13 protein-coding genes and 1 pseudogene are annotated in these 17,114 nt (G+C 66.0%); 4 read left to right on the top strand and 10 right to left on the bottom strand.

All coding sequences use genetic code 11. The features are described from left to right. Positions 1–7: 7 nt before the first annotated feature. The 5 genes from WS70_RS25880 to WS70_RS25865 form a co-directional block, all read right to left on the bottom strand. Complete coding sequence (locus WS70_RS25880; RefSeq protein ID WP_059472961.1) at positions 8–1,705, bottom strand: peptidoglycan D,D-transpeptidase FtsI family protein; 1,698 nt, start codon at positions 1,703–1,705, stop codon at positions 8–10. A gap of 336 nt (positions 1,706–2,041) precedes the next feature. Beyond that, positions 2,042–3,028, bottom strand: a complete 987-nt coding sequence (locus WS70_RS25875) for a D-alanyl-D-alanine carboxypeptidase family protein (protein ID WP_059598400.1) — start codon at positions 3,026–3,028, stop codon at positions 2,042–2,044. Between the two features lie 211 nt (positions 3,029–3,239). After that, positions 3,240–3,680 (bottom strand): hypothetical protein, encoded by a 441-nt coding sequence (locus WS70_RS31890; RefSeq protein WP_159082968.1) that lies wholly within the window; start codon positions 3,678–3,680, stop codon positions 3,240–3,242. Positions 3,681–3,956: 276 nt separating this feature from the next. Beyond that, positions 3,957–4,466 carry an IS3 family transposase gene (locus WS70_RS25870; RefSeq protein ID WP_159082967.1) on the bottom strand — a complete coding sequence of 170 codons (510 nt, stop codon included), beginning with the start codon at positions 4,464–4,466 and terminating at the stop codon, positions 3,957–3,959. Continuing rightward, complete coding sequence (locus WS70_RS25865) at positions 4,463–4,717, bottom strand: transposase (RefSeq protein ID WP_059472963.1); 255 nt, start codon at positions 4,715–4,717, stop codon at positions 4,463–4,465. The genes WS70_RS25870 and WS70_RS25865 overlap by 4 nt, the downstream gene beginning before the upstream one ends. 839 nt (positions 4,718–5,556) lie before the next feature. On the opposite strand from WS70_RS25865, the gene WS70_RS25855 reads away from it, so the two are divergent. The 4 genes from WS70_RS25855 to WS70_RS25840 are packed head-to-tail and all read left to right on the top strand — an operon-like array spanning position 5,557 to position 11,146. Beyond that, positions 5,557–7,173: a tryptophan halogenase family protein gene (locus tag WS70_RS25855; RefSeq protein WP_059472964.1), complete on the top strand. Its 1,617-nt coding sequence runs from the start codon at positions 5,557–5,559 to the stop codon at positions 7,171–7,173. After that, entirely contained in the window at positions 7,173–8,258 is a 1,086-nt protein-coding gene (locus tag WS70_RS25850) for a monodechloroaminopyrrolnitrin synthase PrnB family protein (protein WP_059598399.1), read from the top strand. The genes WS70_RS25855 and WS70_RS25850 overlap by 1 nt, the downstream gene beginning before the upstream one ends. Before the next feature lie 50 nt (positions 8,259–8,308). Continuing rightward, a complete protein-coding gene (locus tag WS70_RS25845; RefSeq protein WP_059598398.1) occupies positions 8,309–10,009 on the top strand; it encodes an NAD(P)/FAD-dependent oxidoreductase in 1,701 nt (566 codons plus the stop codon). Between the two features lie 24 nt (positions 10,010–10,033). Continuing rightward, positions 10,034–11,146, top strand: a complete 1,113-nt coding sequence (locus WS70_RS25840; RefSeq protein ID WP_059472967.1) for a Rieske 2Fe-2S domain-containing protein — start codon at positions 10,034–10,036, stop codon at positions 11,144–11,146. Positions 11,147–11,228: 82 nt separating this feature from the next. Here WS70_RS25840 and WS70_RS25835 read toward each other — a convergent pair. The 5 genes and pseudogenes from WS70_RS25835 to WS70_RS25815 all read right to left on the bottom strand — a co-directional run bounded on the left by WS70_RS25835 (position 11,229) and on the right by WS70_RS25815 (position 17,108). Next, a pseudogene (locus tag WS70_RS25835) lies at positions 11,229–12,043 on the bottom strand (IS5 family transposase). Between the two features lie 365 nt (positions 12,044–12,408). Continuing rightward, positions 12,409–13,869 (bottom strand): xylulokinase, encoded by a 1,461-nt coding sequence (gene xylB, locus WS70_RS25830; RefSeq protein ID WP_059598397.1) that lies wholly within the window; start codon positions 13,867–13,869, stop codon positions 12,409–12,411. Next, entirely contained in the window at positions 13,866–14,810 is a 945-nt protein-coding gene (locus WS70_RS25825; RefSeq protein ID WP_059598396.1) for an AraC family transcriptional regulator, read from the bottom strand. Before WS70_RS25825 ends, xylB begins: the two co-directional genes overlap by 4 nt. A gap of 36 nt (positions 14,811–14,846) precedes the next feature. After that, the gene (locus WS70_RS25820; RefSeq protein ID WP_059598395.1) at positions 14,847–16,070 is read right to left on the bottom strand and encodes an ABC transporter ATP-binding protein; all 1,224 of its coding nucleotides are present in this window, start codon (positions 16,068–16,070) and stop codon (positions 14,847–14,849) included. 3 nt (positions 16,071–16,073) lie between these two features. After that, positions 16,074–17,108, bottom strand: a complete 1,035-nt coding sequence (locus tag WS70_RS25815) for an NAD(P)-dependent alcohol dehydrogenase (protein WP_059598394.1) — start codon at positions 17,106–17,108, stop codon at positions 16,074–16,076. Positions 17,109–17,114 lie beyond the last annotated feature (6 nt).

Raw genomic sequence — 17,114 nt, 5'->3', positions numbered from 1 at the left:
GCATGCGTCACGCATGCCGCGTCGGCGATCGATCGGGCGGCACGCCGAGCAGATGCAGCGCGTTCTCCATGATCCCGGCCCACGCGGGGCCGGCCGCGGGGCCGCCGTAGTACGAGCCGCGCGACGGCTCGTCGATCATCACGGCGACGATCAGGCGGGGATCGCTCATCGGCGCCATGCCGACGAACAGCGCGCGATACTTGCCGCGCGCATAGCGCTTGCCCGACAGCTTGCGGGCGGTGCCCGTCTTCGCGCCGATCCGGTAGTCGGGCAGGCGGGCGACGCGCGCGGTGCCTTCGGCGCCGTCCGTCTCGAGCATCGCGCGGATCTGCCGCGCGACCGCCGCCGGCACGACGGGCACGCGTTCCGGCGGCGCGCTCGCGTGCGTCAGCGACAGCGGTATCCGGCGGCCGTCGCCGGCAAACGCGGTGTAGACGTCGGCGAGCTGCGCGAGCGACATCGACAGCCCGTAGCCGTACGACATCGTCAATCGTTCGATCGGCTTCCAGCCGCGCGCCGGCCTCAGCGTGCCGCGCGCGATCGCCGGCATCCCGGCGAGCGGGCGCTCGCCGATGCCCGCGCGCGCGAACGTCTGCCACATGTCCTGCGCGCGCAGCCGCTCGGCGATCTTCGCCATGCCGACATTGCTCGATTTCGCGATGATCTGCGTGACAGTGAGTTCGCCGAAATCGCCGGTATCGTGAATCGTCGCGCCGTCGATTTGCAACACGCCGGGCGACGTGTCGAAGCGCGTGTCCGGCGTGACGACGCCTTCGCTCAGCGCGAGCGCGACGGTCAACGGCTTGAGCGTCGACGCCGGCTCGAAGACGTCGGTCAGCGCGCGATCGCGAAAGCGGTCGTCATACGCGGCGGGCTGCCCGTTCGGATCGAAGGACGGTAGATTGACGAGTGCGAGGATCTCACCCGTTTTCGCATCGACGACGATCGCGCAGCCGGCGGCCGCGGCGGTGCGCGCGATGGTCTCTTCGACGGCGAGCCGCGCGAGATGCTGGAGCCGGCGGTCGATCGACAGCCGGATGTCCGCGCCGGGCCGGCCCGCCGACTCGACATCGCCGACGTCGACGGGACGGCCCATCCGGTCGACGATCATGTCGCGCTTCGCGCCGATGCCCGACAGCGCGGCGTCGTCGGCGAGTTCGACGCCTTCGAGCCCGTGTCCGTCCGCGCCGACGAAGCCGACGAGTTGCGCGAAATCGCTGCCGCCTGGGTAATAGCGCCGCGTCGCGCGGCCGAGATGCACGCCGGGCGCGGCGAGCTGCCCGATGCGCGCGGCCAGGTCCGCTTCGACCCATCGTTTCACGTACAGGAATTGGCGGCTGCTGATCGCCTTGGCGGCAAGCGCGTCGCCCGGCAGCCGAAGCAGCGACGCGAGCGCATGCATTTGCGCGCGCGTCGCGCGGCGGAACGCTTCGGGCTCGATCCACACGTCGGCAACGGGCTTGTCGATCGCGAGCACGCCGCCGTTGCGATCGAGGATGCGCCCGCGCGCCGGCGAGGCTTCGAACGTGTGCTCGTAGCGTTTGACGCCTTGCCGGATGTAGAAATCGCTATGCACGACTTGGACCCAGAGTGCGCGCACGGCGAGTGCGGCGAAGCCGGCGCAGAGGAGTCCGAGGACACAGCGCGAGCGCCATCGGGGCAGGCCGCGCGGGCCGCGGTGAAGCGATGCAGTGGATCTCAGCATGATCGGATGGATGTCGAGTCGTCCTCGCGGTGACGGAAGCGTGGTGGAGGGCATCCGGGGCGAAGCCTGCGCGGCCGGAATGCTGGTGACGTCGGAATGCCGTCGTGGCCGGCGGCCGGCGCGTTCTTCGCTGTCGGACGAGCGCGCACGGAAACGGGACGCGACGAAGCACGCCGTCACGCGCGGCGCGATGCCGGGCGAGCGATGAAGGGAAAGGTGAATCGGCCGGGCGGCGCGCGCCGCTTCGGCGTGCTATCGACGGCGGCGTGCGCCTCATGCGTTTGCGCCGCCGTCGCCGCGCAAACGCATGAAGCGCGGTGTTCGGCTACGCGAATGTCAGAGCATGCGCGCCGATTCCGCCGAGCGGCGCTCGCCAGCCTGCGGGCCGGCCCGGCGCGCGCCGTTCGCGGCCGGATGCTCGCCGCCGAGCGACGCGAAGCCCCAGTCGAGGAGTCTTCTCGCATCGGCGAGCCGCTGCTTTTCCGTCGGCTCGCCGAGCAGCACGGCAATCACGCGATGCTTCGCGGACGCGCCGGCGACGCGGCGTTTCGCGGTGACGACCATGCACCAGCCGGCTGCATTCGTATGGCCCGTCTTCATGCCGTCGACGGTCGGATCGGTGCCGAGCAGGCGATTCTTGTTCGTCTTCGCGAATTTTCCGTATTCGAAATGCGGCTGCGACGAGAACGCGTAGAACGCCGGAAAATCCTGGTCCAGATGCCGGGCGAGAATCGACAGGTCGTGCGCGGTCGAATAGTGATCGGGCGTGGTGATCCCGGACGGCGACACGAAGTGCGAATCGCGCATGCCGAGCTGCTGCGCCGCGTCGTTCATCCGTTTCGCGAAGCCGGCGGGGCTGCCGCCTATCCGCTTCGCGAGCACGAGCGCCGCATCGTTGGCGGACGCGACGATCAGGCCGCGCACGAGGTCGCGCACCTGGACGAGCTGGCCCGGCGCGAGATACATCCGCGCTTCGTCGTTGCCGACGGACGCGATATCGGCGGCGGCGATTTCGACCTTCTCGTCCCAGTGCAGCGTTCCTTGCTTCAGCGCATCGAGCGCGAGGTACGCGGTCATCAGCTTGGTCAGCGACGCCGGCTCGCGGCGCGCATTCACGTTGTGCTCGGCGAGCGTCTTGCCGGAGTCGGCATCGACGACGAGCCACGAAGCCGCTTGAATCTGCGGCGCCGGGTTTGCGTGCGCGCCGCTCGCCGCGACGGATGTCGCGACGACCAGCATTGCGCCCAGGATGCGACGAGGCAAGGCCGACAGGCGCTGTTTGGGCGGATGCGTGATGGTTATCGATTGTTGCTCGCTCGTCATTGTGTGAATCGGAAGATCAGGATGATGGAGAGGGTGTCGGATAGGGGGTGTCGATTGCCGGTGGGAGTGGAATTGACGTGATCGAATCGATATCGATGGCACTTTGAGCATCGAGGTGAATTATATTTTGATCGTCTTTGGGAATGTCGAATGAAATGTGTTTTATTGTGGCTATATGAGTGAATGTGTGAAATGAAATGCGATTTTGATTTCAATCAAAGACGTAATATTTGAAAGAAATTTCGATTGATGCCGGTGTAAATGGAGATTGGATATCGGTCGTCGAATGAACGAAAAGCAGTCGGGCGCGGCGCGTGAGTGGAAGTGTGCGCGGACGAGAAGCGAGTGAGGCCGCGACGATGAATCGATGTGCTTGAATGGATCGCCGAAGCGGCCGCCGCGATCGCGTCGGCGCATTTCGCGGAAGCGTATCGATGGTCGGGTAGAGGGGCGCATGGACGCATGAAGCGCCGCGCATTGCCGAGGCGGCTGCGACGGATGCCGTCGGCGACGCGAGTTTGACGATCCGGACGGCGGCGTTGGACGTTTTAGCGGCGGCGGTTTGTCCATTCGATTTTGCGGCTATCTTGAAGGCCGCCGCCGCCGCCGCCGCCGCCGCCGCCGCGTGCGCTCGATCTCCCTGTTCGTTCATCGGCCCGGATACACGGTGCCGCGCTTGACTGAATGACGAACTTGCCGGTTGCCGTCTGGCATCCATCCTGTGGGTTTTCGGATTCAGGTTTGCCCCGCAGCCCTGTAACGTGATTGGGAAAATTCAGACGGCCGGGCCGACCTTGCAGCGGATTTTTTGAATGGCGATTGAAAATTAAATGCAGGTGGAACTCGAATAATTTTCATTATTAATTTTAATAATGCAAATATCTTTCAATCGACTGGAATGACGATGCGGCATGGATGTCAATCCGCATCAATTCGGATGAGTGGCGTTCATTTGATTTTTGCTTTCCCAAATGGAGCGGGCCCGGCATGAACGCGCATAGTCGTCGACCACGTTCAGGCATCGAAACCGCCGACCGTAGGCCAGCCCGTCAGAAACGAAGTCCATCGACCAACTCTGATTCGGGCCTGTTGGTAACGGCAGCGGCGTGCGTTCGACAGCCGCAATACGTTTGCGTCGCCGCTTGCGCACGCTCAGTCCCGCCTTACTGTACAGGCGCCAGATGCGCTTATGGTTGGCGAAGCAGCCATCCCGCTGCAACGGCACGTGAATCCGGCGATAGCCGTAGCGGCGCTTCTGCGCGGCGATGGCCATCATCCGGCCGGCAAGCGCTTCCTCGTCAACTTGGCGGCGTGATTCGTAGTGGAACAGCGAGCGCGAAATCCCTACCAGCCTGCAGGCCCGGGTAACACCCATGGCGCGTTCGGTCATCAATATTCGGATCGCTTCGCGCTTGGCCTGCGGGCTTGCTACTTTCAAGCCAGCAGATCCTTCAGCGCGGCGTTGTCGAGCATTGATTCGGCCAACAGGCGATTGAGCTTGTTGTTTTCCTGCTCCAGTTCCTTCAGGCGCTGCGCTTCGGGGACCGTCATCCCGCCGAACTTCGCTTTCCAGTTGTAATAGGTCGCTTCCGAGATGCCGTACTTGCGGCACAGCTCCGCCGGTTTCAGGCCAGCCTCGGCTTCCTTCAGAATGCCGATGATTTGCTCTTCGGTGAATCGCTTTTTCATTGCCGTTTCTCTCTGGAATGGACTCTACACCGTCACCGTACTAAATGCGGGGAGCAGGTCAAGACCGCCGAAATGCGCCAAGGTTGACATCTTTGTTTCAGAAATGATGATGAATTTATTTCCTTTCCAGTGAGTTCAGTCGTTCATTTCGCATTTTTAGACAAAAAATTCGTCGGCGCGCACGCTCTCAATGAAAAAGTGAATTTCTTTGTTTTAAAAAATTAAATCTTTTGTTGGAAAATATTTAGCCGATATTTGCTGGGATTGAGTATTTCTCTGGGTCAATTGAGATTGATATGAAATTTTGCGAGGTGTGCCATTGTGAATACTGCTATGGTGTTGTCTGAGCATCTCGATGCACTAATGGCGATTGCCATATCGGCAAGTCAATCTGTTGACGCGGCATCCCTTGCGCGGTGTGCCGCCGATGCGATGGGCGTCTCGTATTGTTCGATTGTGCCTCTATTTGAATTGAGAGGGGAACAGCCTCGGATCAAACTCTGGGGATGCAGGCAAGGATGTCCGGATATTGCGTGGAAGGACGTTCTCCATTGCCCTGGAGACGTGGCTGGCGCCCGAAAGGCAGCTTTGTCAGGGGGGGCAGTGCGTTCGCTGCTGCGGACTGGTGCGCTGGACGGTGTGCTGTCGTCAGGCGATGGGGCGGTTGGAAGGTCTTTTCACGGAGAGTTGCCGAACTTCGCTGCGATTCACTATGCCTTCCCGGTGTCATTTGTCGTGATGAGCCAGACACGTTATGACGCGTTACCGGACGAGTTGCGAGTTCAGCTCGATAAAGCGGCACTATCCATTCAGGTTTTAAATCCTATGAGAAGAGTGTCATGAGCAACCCGATCAAGAATATCGTCATCGTGGGCGGCGGCACCGCGGGCTGGATGGCCGCCTCGTACCTCGTCCGGGCGCTCCAACAGCAGGCGAACATTACGCTCATCGAGTCTGCGGCGATCCCCCGGATCGGCGTGGGCGAGGCGACCATCCCGAGTTTGCAGAAGGTGTTCTTCGACTTCCTCGGGATACCGGAGCGGGAGTGGATGCCCCAGGTGAACGGCGCGTTCAAGGCCGCCATCAAGTTCGTGAACTGGAGGAAGTCTCCCGGCCGCTCGCGCGACGATTGTTTCTACCATTTGTTCGGCAGCGTGCCGAACTGCGACGGCGTGCCGCTTACCCATTACTGGCTGCGCAAACGCGAACAGGGCTTCCAGCAGCCGATGGAGTACGCCTGCTACCCGCAGCCCGAGGCGCTCGACGGCAAGCTAGCACCGTGCCTGCCCGACGGCACCCGCCAGATGTCCCACGCGTGGCACTTCGACGCGCACCTGGTGGCCGACTTCTTGAAGCGCTGGGCCATCGAACGCGGGGTGAACCGCGTGGTCGACGAGGTCGTGGAGGTTCACCTGAACGACCGCGGCTACATCTCCAGCCTGTCCACCAAGGAGGGGCGGACGCTGGAGGCGGACCTGTTCATCGACTGCTCCGGCATGCGGGGGCTCTTGATCAACCAGGCCCTGAAGGAGCCCTTCATTGACATGTCCGACTATCTGCTGTGCGACAGCGCGGTCGCCAGCGCCGTGCCCAACGCCGACGCGCGCGTGGGGATCGAGCCGTACACCTCCTCGATCGCCATGAACTCGGGGTGGACCTGGAAGATTCCGATGCTGGGCCGGTTCGGCAGCGGCTACGTCTTCTCGAGCAAGTTCACCTCGCGCGACCAGGCCACCGCCGACTTCCTCGACCTCTGGGGCCTCTCGGACAAGCAGCCGCTCAATCAGATCAAGTTCCGGGTCGGGCGCAACGGGCGGGCGTGGGTCAACAACTGCGTCGCTATCGGGCTGTCGTCGTGCTTTTTGGAGCCCCTGGAATCGACGGGAATCTACTTCATCTACGCGGCGCTTTACCAGCTCGTGAAGCACTTCCCCGATACCTCGTTCGACCCGCGGTTGACCGACGCGTTCAACGCCGAGATCGTCCACATGTTCGACGACTGCCGGGATTTCGTCCAGGCGCACTATTTCGCCACGTCGCGCGAAGACACGCCGTTCTGGCTCGCGAACCGGCACGACCTGCGGCTCTCGGACGCCATCAAGGAGAAGGTTCAGCGCTACAAGGCGGGGCTGCCGCTGACCACCACGTCGTTCGACGATTCCACGTACTACGAGACCTTCGACTACGAATTCAAGAACTTCTGGTTGAACGGAAACTACTACTGCATCTTTGCCGGCTTGGGCATGCTGCCCGACCGGTCGCTGCCGCTCTTGCGGCACCGGCCGGAGTCGATCGATAAGGCCGAGGCGATGTTCGCCCGCATCCGGCGCGAGGCCGAGCGTCTGAGGACGAGCCTGCCGACGAACTACGACTACCTGCGGTCGCTGCGTGAGGGCGACGCGGGGCTGTCTCGCAGCCAGCCCGGGCCGACGCTCGCGGCGCCGGAGATCCTGTAGTGGAGCGCGCCCTGGGCCGGGTATGTGCATTCGCGGCCACGCACGCTGCGGTGGCGGCCTGCGATCCGCTGCAGGCGCGGGCGCTCGTTCTGCAGCTGCCTGGCCTGAATCGTAAAAAGGACGTGCCCGGCATCGTTGGCCTGTTGCGCGAGCTCCTCCCGGCGCGCGGCGTGCCCTCCGGCTGGGGCTTCGTCGAAGCCGCCGCCGCGATGCGGGACATCGGGTTCTTCCTGGGGTCGCTCAAGCGGCACGGACACGAGCCCGCGGACGTGGTGCCCGGGCTCGAGCCGGTGCTGCTCGACTTGGCGCGCGCGACCGACCTGCCGCCGCGCGAGACGCTCCTGCATGTGACAGTCTGGAACCCCGCGGCGGCCGACGCGCAGCGGAGCTACACCGGGCTACGCGACGAAGCGCACCTGCTCGAGAGCGTGCGCATCTCGATGGCGGCCCTCGAGGCGGCCATCGAGATGACCGTCGAGCTGTACGACGTGCCCCTGCGGTCGCCGGCGTTCGCCGAAGGGTGCGACGAGCTGGCGGACCATCTCCACAAAATGGTCGAATCGATCGTTTACGCCTACCGCTATATCTCGGTGCAGGTCTTCTACGACGAGCTTCGCCCCTACTACGAACCGATTCGGGTCGGGGGCCAGAGCTACCTCGGCCCCGGTGCCGTGGAAATGCCCCTCTTCGTGCTGGAGCACGTACTGTGGGGTTCGCAATCGAACCACCACGCGTATCGAGAATTCAAAGAGACGTACCTGCCCTACGTGCTTCCCGCGTTCAGGGCGATCTACGCCCGGTTCGCCGGGGAGCCGGCGCTCGTCGATCGGGTGCTCGACGAGGCGCAAGCGGCCGGCGCGCGGGGCGAGCCCGTCGGGGCCGGGCTGGCGGCCCTCGACCGGGTCTTCGAGATCCTGCTGCGTTTTCGCGCGCCTCACGTCAAATTGGCGGAGCGGGCGTACGAAGTCGGGCGAAGCGGCCCCACGATCGGCAGCGGGGGCTACGCGCCCAGCATGCTCGGCGATCTACTCGCGCTCACGCGTGCCGCGCGGTCCCGCCTCCGCGCGGCGCTCGACGAGCCCTGACGCCTGACGCGCGCGGCCATGTGTTCCATCTCACAAGGAGAGTGTGCCCCATGACTCAGAAGAGCCCCGCGAACGGGCGCGACAGCAACCACTTCGACGTGATCATCCTCGGCTCGGGCATGTCCGGCACCCAGATGGGGGCCATCCTGGCCAACCAACAGTTTCGCGTGCTGATCATCGAGGAGTCGTCGCACCCGCGGTTCACGATCGGCGAATCGTCGATCCCCGAGACGTCTCTTATGAACCGCATCATCGCCGATCGCTACGGCATTCCGGAGCTCGACCGCATCACGTCGTTCTACGCGACGCAGCGTTACGTCGCGTCGAGCACGGGCATCAAGCGCAACTTCGGCTTCGTGTTCCACAAGCCCGGCCAGGAGCACGACCCGAAGGAGTTCACGCAGTGCGTCATTCCCGAGCTGCCGTGGGGGCCGGAGAGCCATTATTACCGGCAAGACGTCGACGCCTACCTGTTGCAAGCCGCCATTAAATACGGCTGCACGGTCCGCCAGAAGACGAACGTGACCGAATACCACGCCGACAAAGACGGCGTCGCGGTGACCACCGCCCAGGGCGAACGGTTCACTGGCCGGTACATGATCGACTGCGGAGGACCCCGCGCGCCGCTCGCGACCAAGTTCAAGCTCCGCGAAGAGCCGTGTCGCTTCAAGACGCACTCGCGCAGCCTCTACACGCACATGCTCGGGGTCAAGCCGTTCGACGACATCTTCAAGGTCAAGGGGCAGCGCTGGCGCTGGCACGAGGGGACCTTGCACCACATGTTCGCGGGTGGCTGGCTCTGGGTGATTCCGTTCAACAACCACCCGCGGTCGACCAACAACCTGGTGAGCGTCGGCCTGCAGCTCGACCCGCGTATCTACCCGAAAACGGACATCCCCGCGCAGCAGGAATTCGACGCGTTCCTCGCGCGGTTCCCGAGCATCGGGGCGCAGTTCCGGGACGCCGTGCCGGTGCGCGACTGGGTCAAGACCGACCGCCTGCAATTCTCGTCGAGCGCCTGCGTCGGCGACCGCTACTGCCTGATGCTGCACGCGAACGGGTTCATCGACCCGCTCTTCTCCCGGGGGCTCGAGAACACCGCGGTGACCATCCACGCGCTCGCGGCGCGCCTCATCAAGGCGCTGCGCGACGACGACTTCTCCCCCGAGCGCTTCGAGTACATCGAGCGCCTGCAGCAGAAGCTTTTAGACCACAACGACGACTTCGTCAGCTGCTGCTACACGGCGTTCTCGGACTTCCGCCTGTGGGACGCGTTCCACCGCCTGTGGGCGGTCGGCACGATCCTCGGGCAGTTCCGGCTCGTGCAAGCTCACGCGAGGTTCCGCGCGTCGCGTGACGAGGGCGACCTCGATCACCTCGACAACGACCCCCCGTACCTCGGGTACCTGTGCGCTGACATGGAGGGGTACTACCAGTTGTTCAACGACGCCAAGGCCGAGGTCGAGGCCGTGAGCGCCGGGCGCAAGCCGGCCGAGGAGGCCGCGGCGCGGATTCACGCCCTCATCGATGAACGAGACTTCGCCAGGCCGATGTTCGGCTTCGGGTACTGCATCACCGGGGCCAAGCCGCATCTCAACAACTCGAAGTACAGCCTACTGCCGGCGATGAAGCTGCTGCACTGGACGCAAACCAGCGCGCCGGCAGAGGTGAAAAAGTACTTCGACTACAACCCGATGTTTGCGCTGCTCAAGGCGTACGTCACGACCCGCATCGGCCTGGCGCTGAAGTAGTCGGCCGACACCGACACGAAAACGATGAACGACGTTCAATTGGATCAAGCGGTCGCCAAGGAGCATCCCCCGGGGGCGTACGACGCGACCACGCGCCTGGCCGCGAGCTGGTACGTCGCGATGCGCTCGGACGACCTCAAGGACAAGCCGACGGCGTTGACGCTCTTCGGCCGTCCGTGCGTGGCGTGGCGCGGCGCGACGGGGCGGGCCGTGGTGATGGACCGCCACTGCTCGCACCTCGGCGCGAACCTGGCCGACGGGCGGGTCAAGGACGGGTGCATCCAGTGCCCGTTTCACCACTGGCGGTACGACGAGCAGGGCCAGTGCGTTCACATCCCCGGCCACAGCCCGGCGGTGTGCCGGCTGGAGCCCGTCCCGCGCGGCGCGCGCCAGCTGACGTTGGTCACCGCCGAGCGATACGGCTACGTGTGGGTCTGGTACGGCTCCCCGCAGCCGCTGCACCCGCTGCCCGAAATCGCCGCGGCCGACGTCGACAACGGCGACTTCATGCATCTGCACTTCGCGTTCGAGACGACGACGGCGGTCTTGCGGATCGTCGAGAACTTCTACGACGCGCAGCACGCTCACCCCGTGCACGCGCTCCCGATCTCGGCCTTCGAGCTCAAGCTCTTCGACGACTGGCGCCGGTGGCCGGAGGTCGAGTCGCTGGCCCGGGCGGGCGCGTGGTTCGGTGCCGGGATCGACTTCACCGTGGACCGGTACTTCGGGCCCCTCGGCATGCTGTCGCGCGCGCTCGGCGGGCACATGTCGCAGATGAACCTGCACTTCGATGGCTACCCCGGCGGGTGCGTCATGACCGTCGCCTTGGACGGAGACGTCAAATACAAGCTGCTCCAGTGTGTGACGCCGGTGAGCGACGGCAAAAACGTCATGCACATGCTCATCTCGATCAAGAAGGTGGGCGGCGCCTTGCGCCGCGCGACCGACTACGTGCTGTTCGGGTTGCAGACCAGACAGGCCGCGGGGTACGACGTCAAAATCTGGAACGGGATGAAGCCGGACGGCGGCGGCGCGTACAGCAAGTACGACAAGCTCGTGCTCAAGTACCGCGCGTTCTACCGGGGCTGGGTCGACCGCGTCGCCGAGGCGACCGCTCGACCGCGCCGCCACGAGTGAGCGGCGATGCGTGAGTCGGCGGCCCTGGCCGAGCCGGTCTCGGCCGCGCCGTTCCGCCGGGCGCTCGCGAACCTAGAGCCTGTTATGAACCTATATGAATGAAGTCGATGATTTTGGGCAGCCTTAGACAGGCGAAGGCGAGGAAATGGAATCCGGCCAGCGTGTGAGGCAAGCGTTCATAGTCGCGCGCGAGGCGTCGAAAGCGCGCGGCCCATGCGAAGCTGCGTTCGACCACCCAGCATCTGGGCAGCAACACGAAACCGCGTTTGGCCTCGGGTGTGCTTGATCACCTCCAACTCAATGCCGTGGCTTTGTGCTGCCTGACGAGCCGCTTCGCCGGTATAGCCCTGATCCACGTACGCAAGCGCCACGCTCTGGCCGGTCAATTCTTGTACCGCATGGGCCAATTGCTCGACCTGTGCGCGATCCTGCTCATTGGCCGGTGTCACATGCAGTGCCAGCAACTGACCCAGAGTATCGACCGCCAGATGCACTTTCGAACCCTTGCGGCGCTTCGCGCCGTCGTAGCCGGCGCGCGCGCCGGATTCCGGCGTCGATTGCAATGTGCGGCTGTCCAGGATCATGGCACTGGGTTGCGCTTTGCGTCCATCGCACATGCGCAACAGTTCTCGCAGATCATCCATGATCGCCTCGAAACAGCCCGCGCGCATCCAGCGCTGCGTCTGTTGATAGACCGCTTCCCACGGGGGCAGGTCATTAGGCAACATGCGCCACGGCGCGCCGCTTCTGATCAGCCAGCGCAGCGCATTGAAGACCTCGCGAAGCTCGTGGCGGCGTTGTTCGCTGTCTTCTCCCACTAGCCAGCGCCAGATACGGCACAACGAACGACCATTCTTCGTCGCTTACATCGCTCGGATAAGGCTTGCGGGTTTTCATCCCGACATCTTGCCTTATCAGCGGTAAAGTTCATAACACCCTCGAGGCATCGAGGCATCGAGGCATCGAGGCATCGCGACCGCGAGTCGACTCGGGCAGCCAAAGTCACTTTCCGCCCGCCCCATGAGCCCCCGCCCACCGACGCCCACGCAGGCTACACGCCAGCGATGCATCGTTCTTTTCGGCCGCTCGTGAAAGAAAGACCGACCGAGCCCCGCCAGCTTGACAGGCGCGTGGCGAAGGCATCCGGCAGACGATGCGCCGCGCGAAGTCGAACGAAGGCGTTCGTTCGCACGCACGCACGGACGCGACGTAACCTGACCCGGCGGCCGGCCGTACACCGACCATCGGGGGCCTTCGCGTCGCTAAGCGACAAATTCGCCCTTCAACGCCCGATACAGCCGCCGATACCGCGCAAGCCGCGCGCCGAGCCAATCCGCCGACGCCGGATCGGGCCGATATGTCTCCGCGATCGCCGGCGCGACGCACACGTCGTCGATCGCATCGCGCGTCGCCGCGAGCCGTGCAAGCCGCGCCGCGCCGAGCGCCGCGCCCACCGCGCCGCTCGCGTGCCGATGCATCGCGAGCCCCGTTGCGTTCGCGCACAGCCGCGCCCAGAACGCGCTCTTCGACCCGCCGCCGATGAACGATGCGTCGTCGAGCGTCGTGCCGGCGTGGCGCAGCGCCGCGTAGCCGTCCGCCATCGCGAACGCGACGCCTTCCATCACCGCGTACGCGAGATCGCCCGCGCGATGCTCGCTCGCGAGTCCGAAGAACACGCCGCGCGCGTTCGCGTCGTTGTGCGGCGTGCGCTCGCCGCTCAGGTACGGCAAGAAGAGCGGCGCGCGCGCCGCATCCGCTCGTTCGGCGAGCGCGGGCAGCGTGTCGATGGCGACGTCGCGGGTCTTCGCGAACCAGTCGAGGCTCGCCGCCGCCGACAGGATCACGCTCATCTGATGCCAGCGCGCCGGCAGACAATGGCAGAACGCGTGCACGCCGTCGCCGGGATTCGGCGCGAAGCGGTCGTTGCCGGCGAACAGCACGCCCGACGTGCCGAGCGACAGGAATCCGCTGCCCGCGTTCGCGACGCCCATGCCGATCGCGCTCGCCGCGTTGTCGCCCGCGCCGCCCGCGATCGCGACGGGGCCGGCCACGCCCCAGTCGCGCCGCAGCGCGTCGCGCAATTGCCCGGCGGCCGCGCTGCCTTCGACGAGGCGCGGCATCTGTTCGCGCGACAGCGCGGTCGCGGCGAGCATCCGCTCGGACCAGTCGCGCCGGCCGACGTCGAGCCACAGCGTGCCGGACGCGTCCGACATATCGGACACGAATTCGCCGGACAGCCGCCATGCGACGTAGTCCTTCGGCAGCAGCACCTTGTGCGCGGCGCGGAACACCGCGGGCTCGTATTTCGCGAGCCACAGCAGCTTCGGCGCGGTGAAGCCCGGCATCGCCATGTTGCCGGTGATCGCGCGCGATTCGGGCACGAGCGCCTCGAGCTCGACGCATTCGGCCGCGGCGCGCGTGTCGTTCCACAGGATCGCGGGGCGCAGCACCTGTCCCGCGCGATCGAGCAGCGTCGCGCCGTGCATCTGGCCGGACAGGCCGATCCCGCGCAACGCGGCGAAGCCGCGCGGATGCGCGGCGCGCACGGCGGCGATCGCGTCGAGCGTCGCGTGCCACCAGGCCTGCGGGCTTTGTTCGGACCAGTGCGGATGCGGGCGGTCGACGGCGAGCGGCGCGCCGCCGGCGGCGAGCGGCGCGGAATCGGCGTCGGTGAGGATCGCCTTGACTTCGGACGTGCCGAGATCGATGCCGAGAAAGGTCACGGGTGGAGGCTCCGGTGCGAGTGGGAGACAGCGCGCGCGTCCGGCAGCGGCGCGGCGGGCGCGGCCGGGGGATCGTGCGGTTCGTTCAGCCGGTGCAGCGCGCGGAATCGGGACGGCGGCATGCCTTTCATCGCGAGGAACTGCCGGTTGAAGTTCGACAGGTTGTTGAAGCCGACCCGATAGCAGATGTCGGTGACGCTCAATGCGGAGAGCATCAGCAGCTCGCACGCCTCGTTGATCCGCAGCCGGTTCAGGTACTGGACGAACGTCGAGCCGGTATGGCGGCGGAAGAAGCGCGTGAACGTGCTGATGCTCATGCCGGCGAATTCGGCGACATCGGTCTCGCGCAGCGCGCCGGGCAGGTTCTGCCGCAGGTACGCGAGCACCTGGTTGATCGTCGACGACATATAGTGCTGCGCATCGATCCGGTAGCCGGGGCCGGCGAGTGTGCGGCGCTCGGCGCACGACGACAGCCGGTCGAACAGCGACATCAGCACCTCGATGCGCCGGCAGCCGTGCGCGCTCGCCAGCTCGAGCATCAGCGGCGCGGCCGCCGCGCCGACGTCATCCGGAAACTGCACGCCGCGTGACGCGTCGTCGATCAGATCGAGCACCGGCTGCAACTCGGCGAACGCGGCAACCATCTTCTCGACTGCGTCGCGCGAGAACTGCAGCACGACGTCGCGCGACGGCACGCGCTCGCCGGGGCCGAGCTCGCTGATCCAGTTGTGCGGCAGGTTCGGCCCCGTGACGACGAGATTGCCGGGCGCGAAATCGCCGATGTAGTCGCCGATGAAGCACTTGCCGTGCGACGCCTGAATCAGGTGGATTTCGTACTCCGGATGGAAATGCCACTTCGCGACCGTGTGCGGATAGTCGTGCACCCACGCGCGGAACGACTCGTCGCGGCGGGTGGGGACGATTTCCAGGTCTGGATTCATGTCTCGCTCCTGCGGGTGCGGCTCGGCGGCCGTCGTTCAAGCGCGCGACATCGACAGGGTGCGCGGCGTGTCCGGCGGCAGCCGCGTCGCGGCCTCGGGCCGCGCGGCGTCGGCCGGCGCGCCGGCGTCGGGCAGCATCACGTTGCGCTCGGTGGAGGCGTCGAACAGATGCAGGTCGCGCTCGTCGAACGTGAACGTTACCACGGCGCCGAGCTTGGGGGCGGCCGACGCCGGCACGAGCGCCGCGAACGGCGCGCCGTTCCAGTCGAAGGTGACGAGCGCCTCGGCGCCGAGCAGCTCGACGAGTTCGACGCGGCCTTCGAGCGCGAGCGCGCCCGGCGTATCCGGCAGGCCGGACATGCCCGGCGCGCCCGCGCGCTCCGTGGACGCGATGCGCAGGTAGTTCGGCCGGATCGCGAGCTTCACGCGCCGGCCGTCGGCAAGGCCGGCGAAGCGGCGTTCCGCGAGCGGCCAGCGCACGCCGCCCGTCGCGAGCGTGACGCCGCCGCCGGCGCGCTCGATCGCGCCGTCCGCGAAGTTCATCGCCGGCGTGCCGACGAAGCCCGCCGCGAACACCGTGTGCGGGCAGCCGTACAGCTCGGCCGGCGTGCCGAGCTGCTCGATGCGCCCGCCGCGCATCAGCACGACGCGGTCCGCGAGCGTCATCGCTTCGAGCTGGTCGTGCGTCACGTACAGCGTCGTCGTCTTGAGGCGCTGATGGAGCCGCTTGATGTCGCCGCGCAATTGCGCGCGCAGCTTCGCGTCGAGGTTCGACAGCGGCTCGTCGAACAGGAACACGTCGGGCGTCTTGATCATCGCGCGCGCGATCGCCGCGCGCTGCTGCTGGCCGCCCGACATCGCGCGCGGCTTGCGGTCGAGGAGCGCGTCGAGGCTCAGCACCCGCGCGACGTCGCGCACGCGCCGGTCGATCTCGGCCGCCGGCGCCTTCAGGCGGCGCAGCCCGAACGCGATGTTGTCGTACACCGTCATGTGCGGGTACAGCGCGTAGTTCTGGAACACCATCGCGACGTTGCGCTCGCGCGCCGGCAACGCGTTGACGACGGCTTCGCCGATCGCGAGCTCGCCGCCCGTGATCGCCTCGAGCCCCGCGATCATCCGCAGCATCGTCGATTTGCCGCAGCCCGACGGGCCGAGCAGCACGATGAACTCGCCGTCGCCGATCTCGAGATCGAGCGGATGCAGGACGGGCGGGCCGCCGTCGTAGCGCTTCGTCAAACTTCTGCAGACGATCTGTGCCATGGCTCAATCCATTTCGATCTGAATCTTCACGTCGTGCGGATGCCCGCTCGCCGCTTCCTCGAATGCGCGCAGGCCGTCCGAGAACGGGAACGTGCGCGAGATGAACGGCTTCACGTCGATCGCGCCGGACGCGATCAGCGCGAGCGCGCGCGGGAAGACGTTCGCATAGCGGAACACCGACTCGATCCGCGCTTCCTTCGCCTGCAACGCGACGACGTCGAGCGGCACCGGATCGAGCGGCATCCCAATCAGCACGAGGCAGCCGTTCGGGCATAGCAGGTCGATGACGCCCGCATAGGCGTTCGCGTTGCCGCTCGCTTCGAACACGACGTCCGCGCCCCAGCCGTCGGTCGCGTGCACGACCGCGTCGGCGAGCGACTGCGTGCTCGCGTCGACGGTCGTCACCGCGCGGTTCGACGCGAACAGCGACAGCTTCTCCTTGACGACGTCGGCGAGGATCACGCGCGCGGCGCCGCCCGCGAGCGCGGCGAGCGCCGTCATTGCGCCGATCGTCCCCGCGCCGATCACGACCGCGATGTCGCCCGGCTTCATCGCCGCCTTTTTCGCGGCCTGCAGCCCGATCGACAGCGGCTCGACGATCGCGCCTTCGGCGAACGACACGTTGTCCGGCAGCCGGTACGTGAACGACGCCGGATGCACGACGTAGGGCGTGAGGCAGCCGTGCACGGGCGGCGTCGCCCAGAAGCGCACCGACGGATCGAGGTTGTAGAGGCCGCGCAGCGTCGCCTTCGAATCGAGGCGCGGAATGCCGGGCTCCATGCAGACGCGGTCGCCGACGCGCAGGTACGTGACGTCGCGCCCGACCTCGACGACCGTGCCCGATGCTTCGTGGCCGAGCACCATCGGCGCGTCGACCCTGAACGGGCCGATGCCGCCGTGCGTGTAGTAGTGGACGTCGCTGCCGCAGACGCCGACGGTATGGACGCGGATCTTGACGTCGGCCGGACCGACGTCGAGCGGCAGGTCGATGTCGCGCAGCGCGAGCTCGCGCGCCTGTTCGAGTACGAGGGCTTTCAACGGATT

It is taken from the genome of Burkholderia mayonis (genome assembly GCF_001523745.2).
Lineage (GTDB): Bacteria > Pseudomonadota > Gammaproteobacteria > Burkholderiales > Burkholderiaceae > Burkholderia > Burkholderia mayonis.
The sequence above is the reverse complement of the archived record's forward strand: the minus strand, read 5'-3'. Positions and strand labels throughout refer to the sequence as shown.

Coding starts and splice junctions, on each gene's coding strand:
- WS70_RS25880 (WP_059472961.1), bottom strand. CDS start 1,705: ATGCTGAGATCCACTGCATCGCTTCACCGCGGCCCGCGCGGCCTGCCC.
- WS70_RS25875 (WP_059598400.1), bottom strand. CDS start 3,028: ATGACGAGCGAGCAACAATCGATAACCATCACGCATCCGCCCAAACAG.
- WS70_RS31890 (WP_159082968.1), bottom strand. CDS start 3,680: ATGAACGAACAGGGAGATCGAGCGCACGCGGCGGCGGCGGCGGCGGCG.
- WS70_RS25865 (WP_059472963.1), bottom strand. CDS start 4,717: ATGAAAAAGCGATTCACCGAAGAGCAAATCATCGGCATTCTGAAGGAA.
- WS70_RS25855 (WP_059472964.1), top strand. CDS start 5,557: ATGAGCAACCCGATCAAGAATATCGTCATCGTGGGCGGCGGCACCGCG.
- WS70_RS25845 (WP_059598398.1), top strand. CDS start 8,309: ATGACTCAGAAGAGCCCCGCGAACGGGCGCGACAGCAACCACTTCGAC.
- WS70_RS25840 (WP_059472967.1), top strand. CDS start 10,034: ATGAACGACGTTCAATTGGATCAAGCGGTCGCCAAGGAGCATCCCCCG.
- WS70_RS25825 (WP_059598396.1), bottom strand. CDS start 14,810: ATGAATCCAGACCTGGAAATCGTCCCCACCCGCCGCGACGAGTCGTTC.
- WS70_RS25820 (WP_059598395.1), bottom strand. CDS start 16,070: ATGGCACAGATCGTCTGCAGAAGTTTGACGAAGCGCTACGACGGCGGC.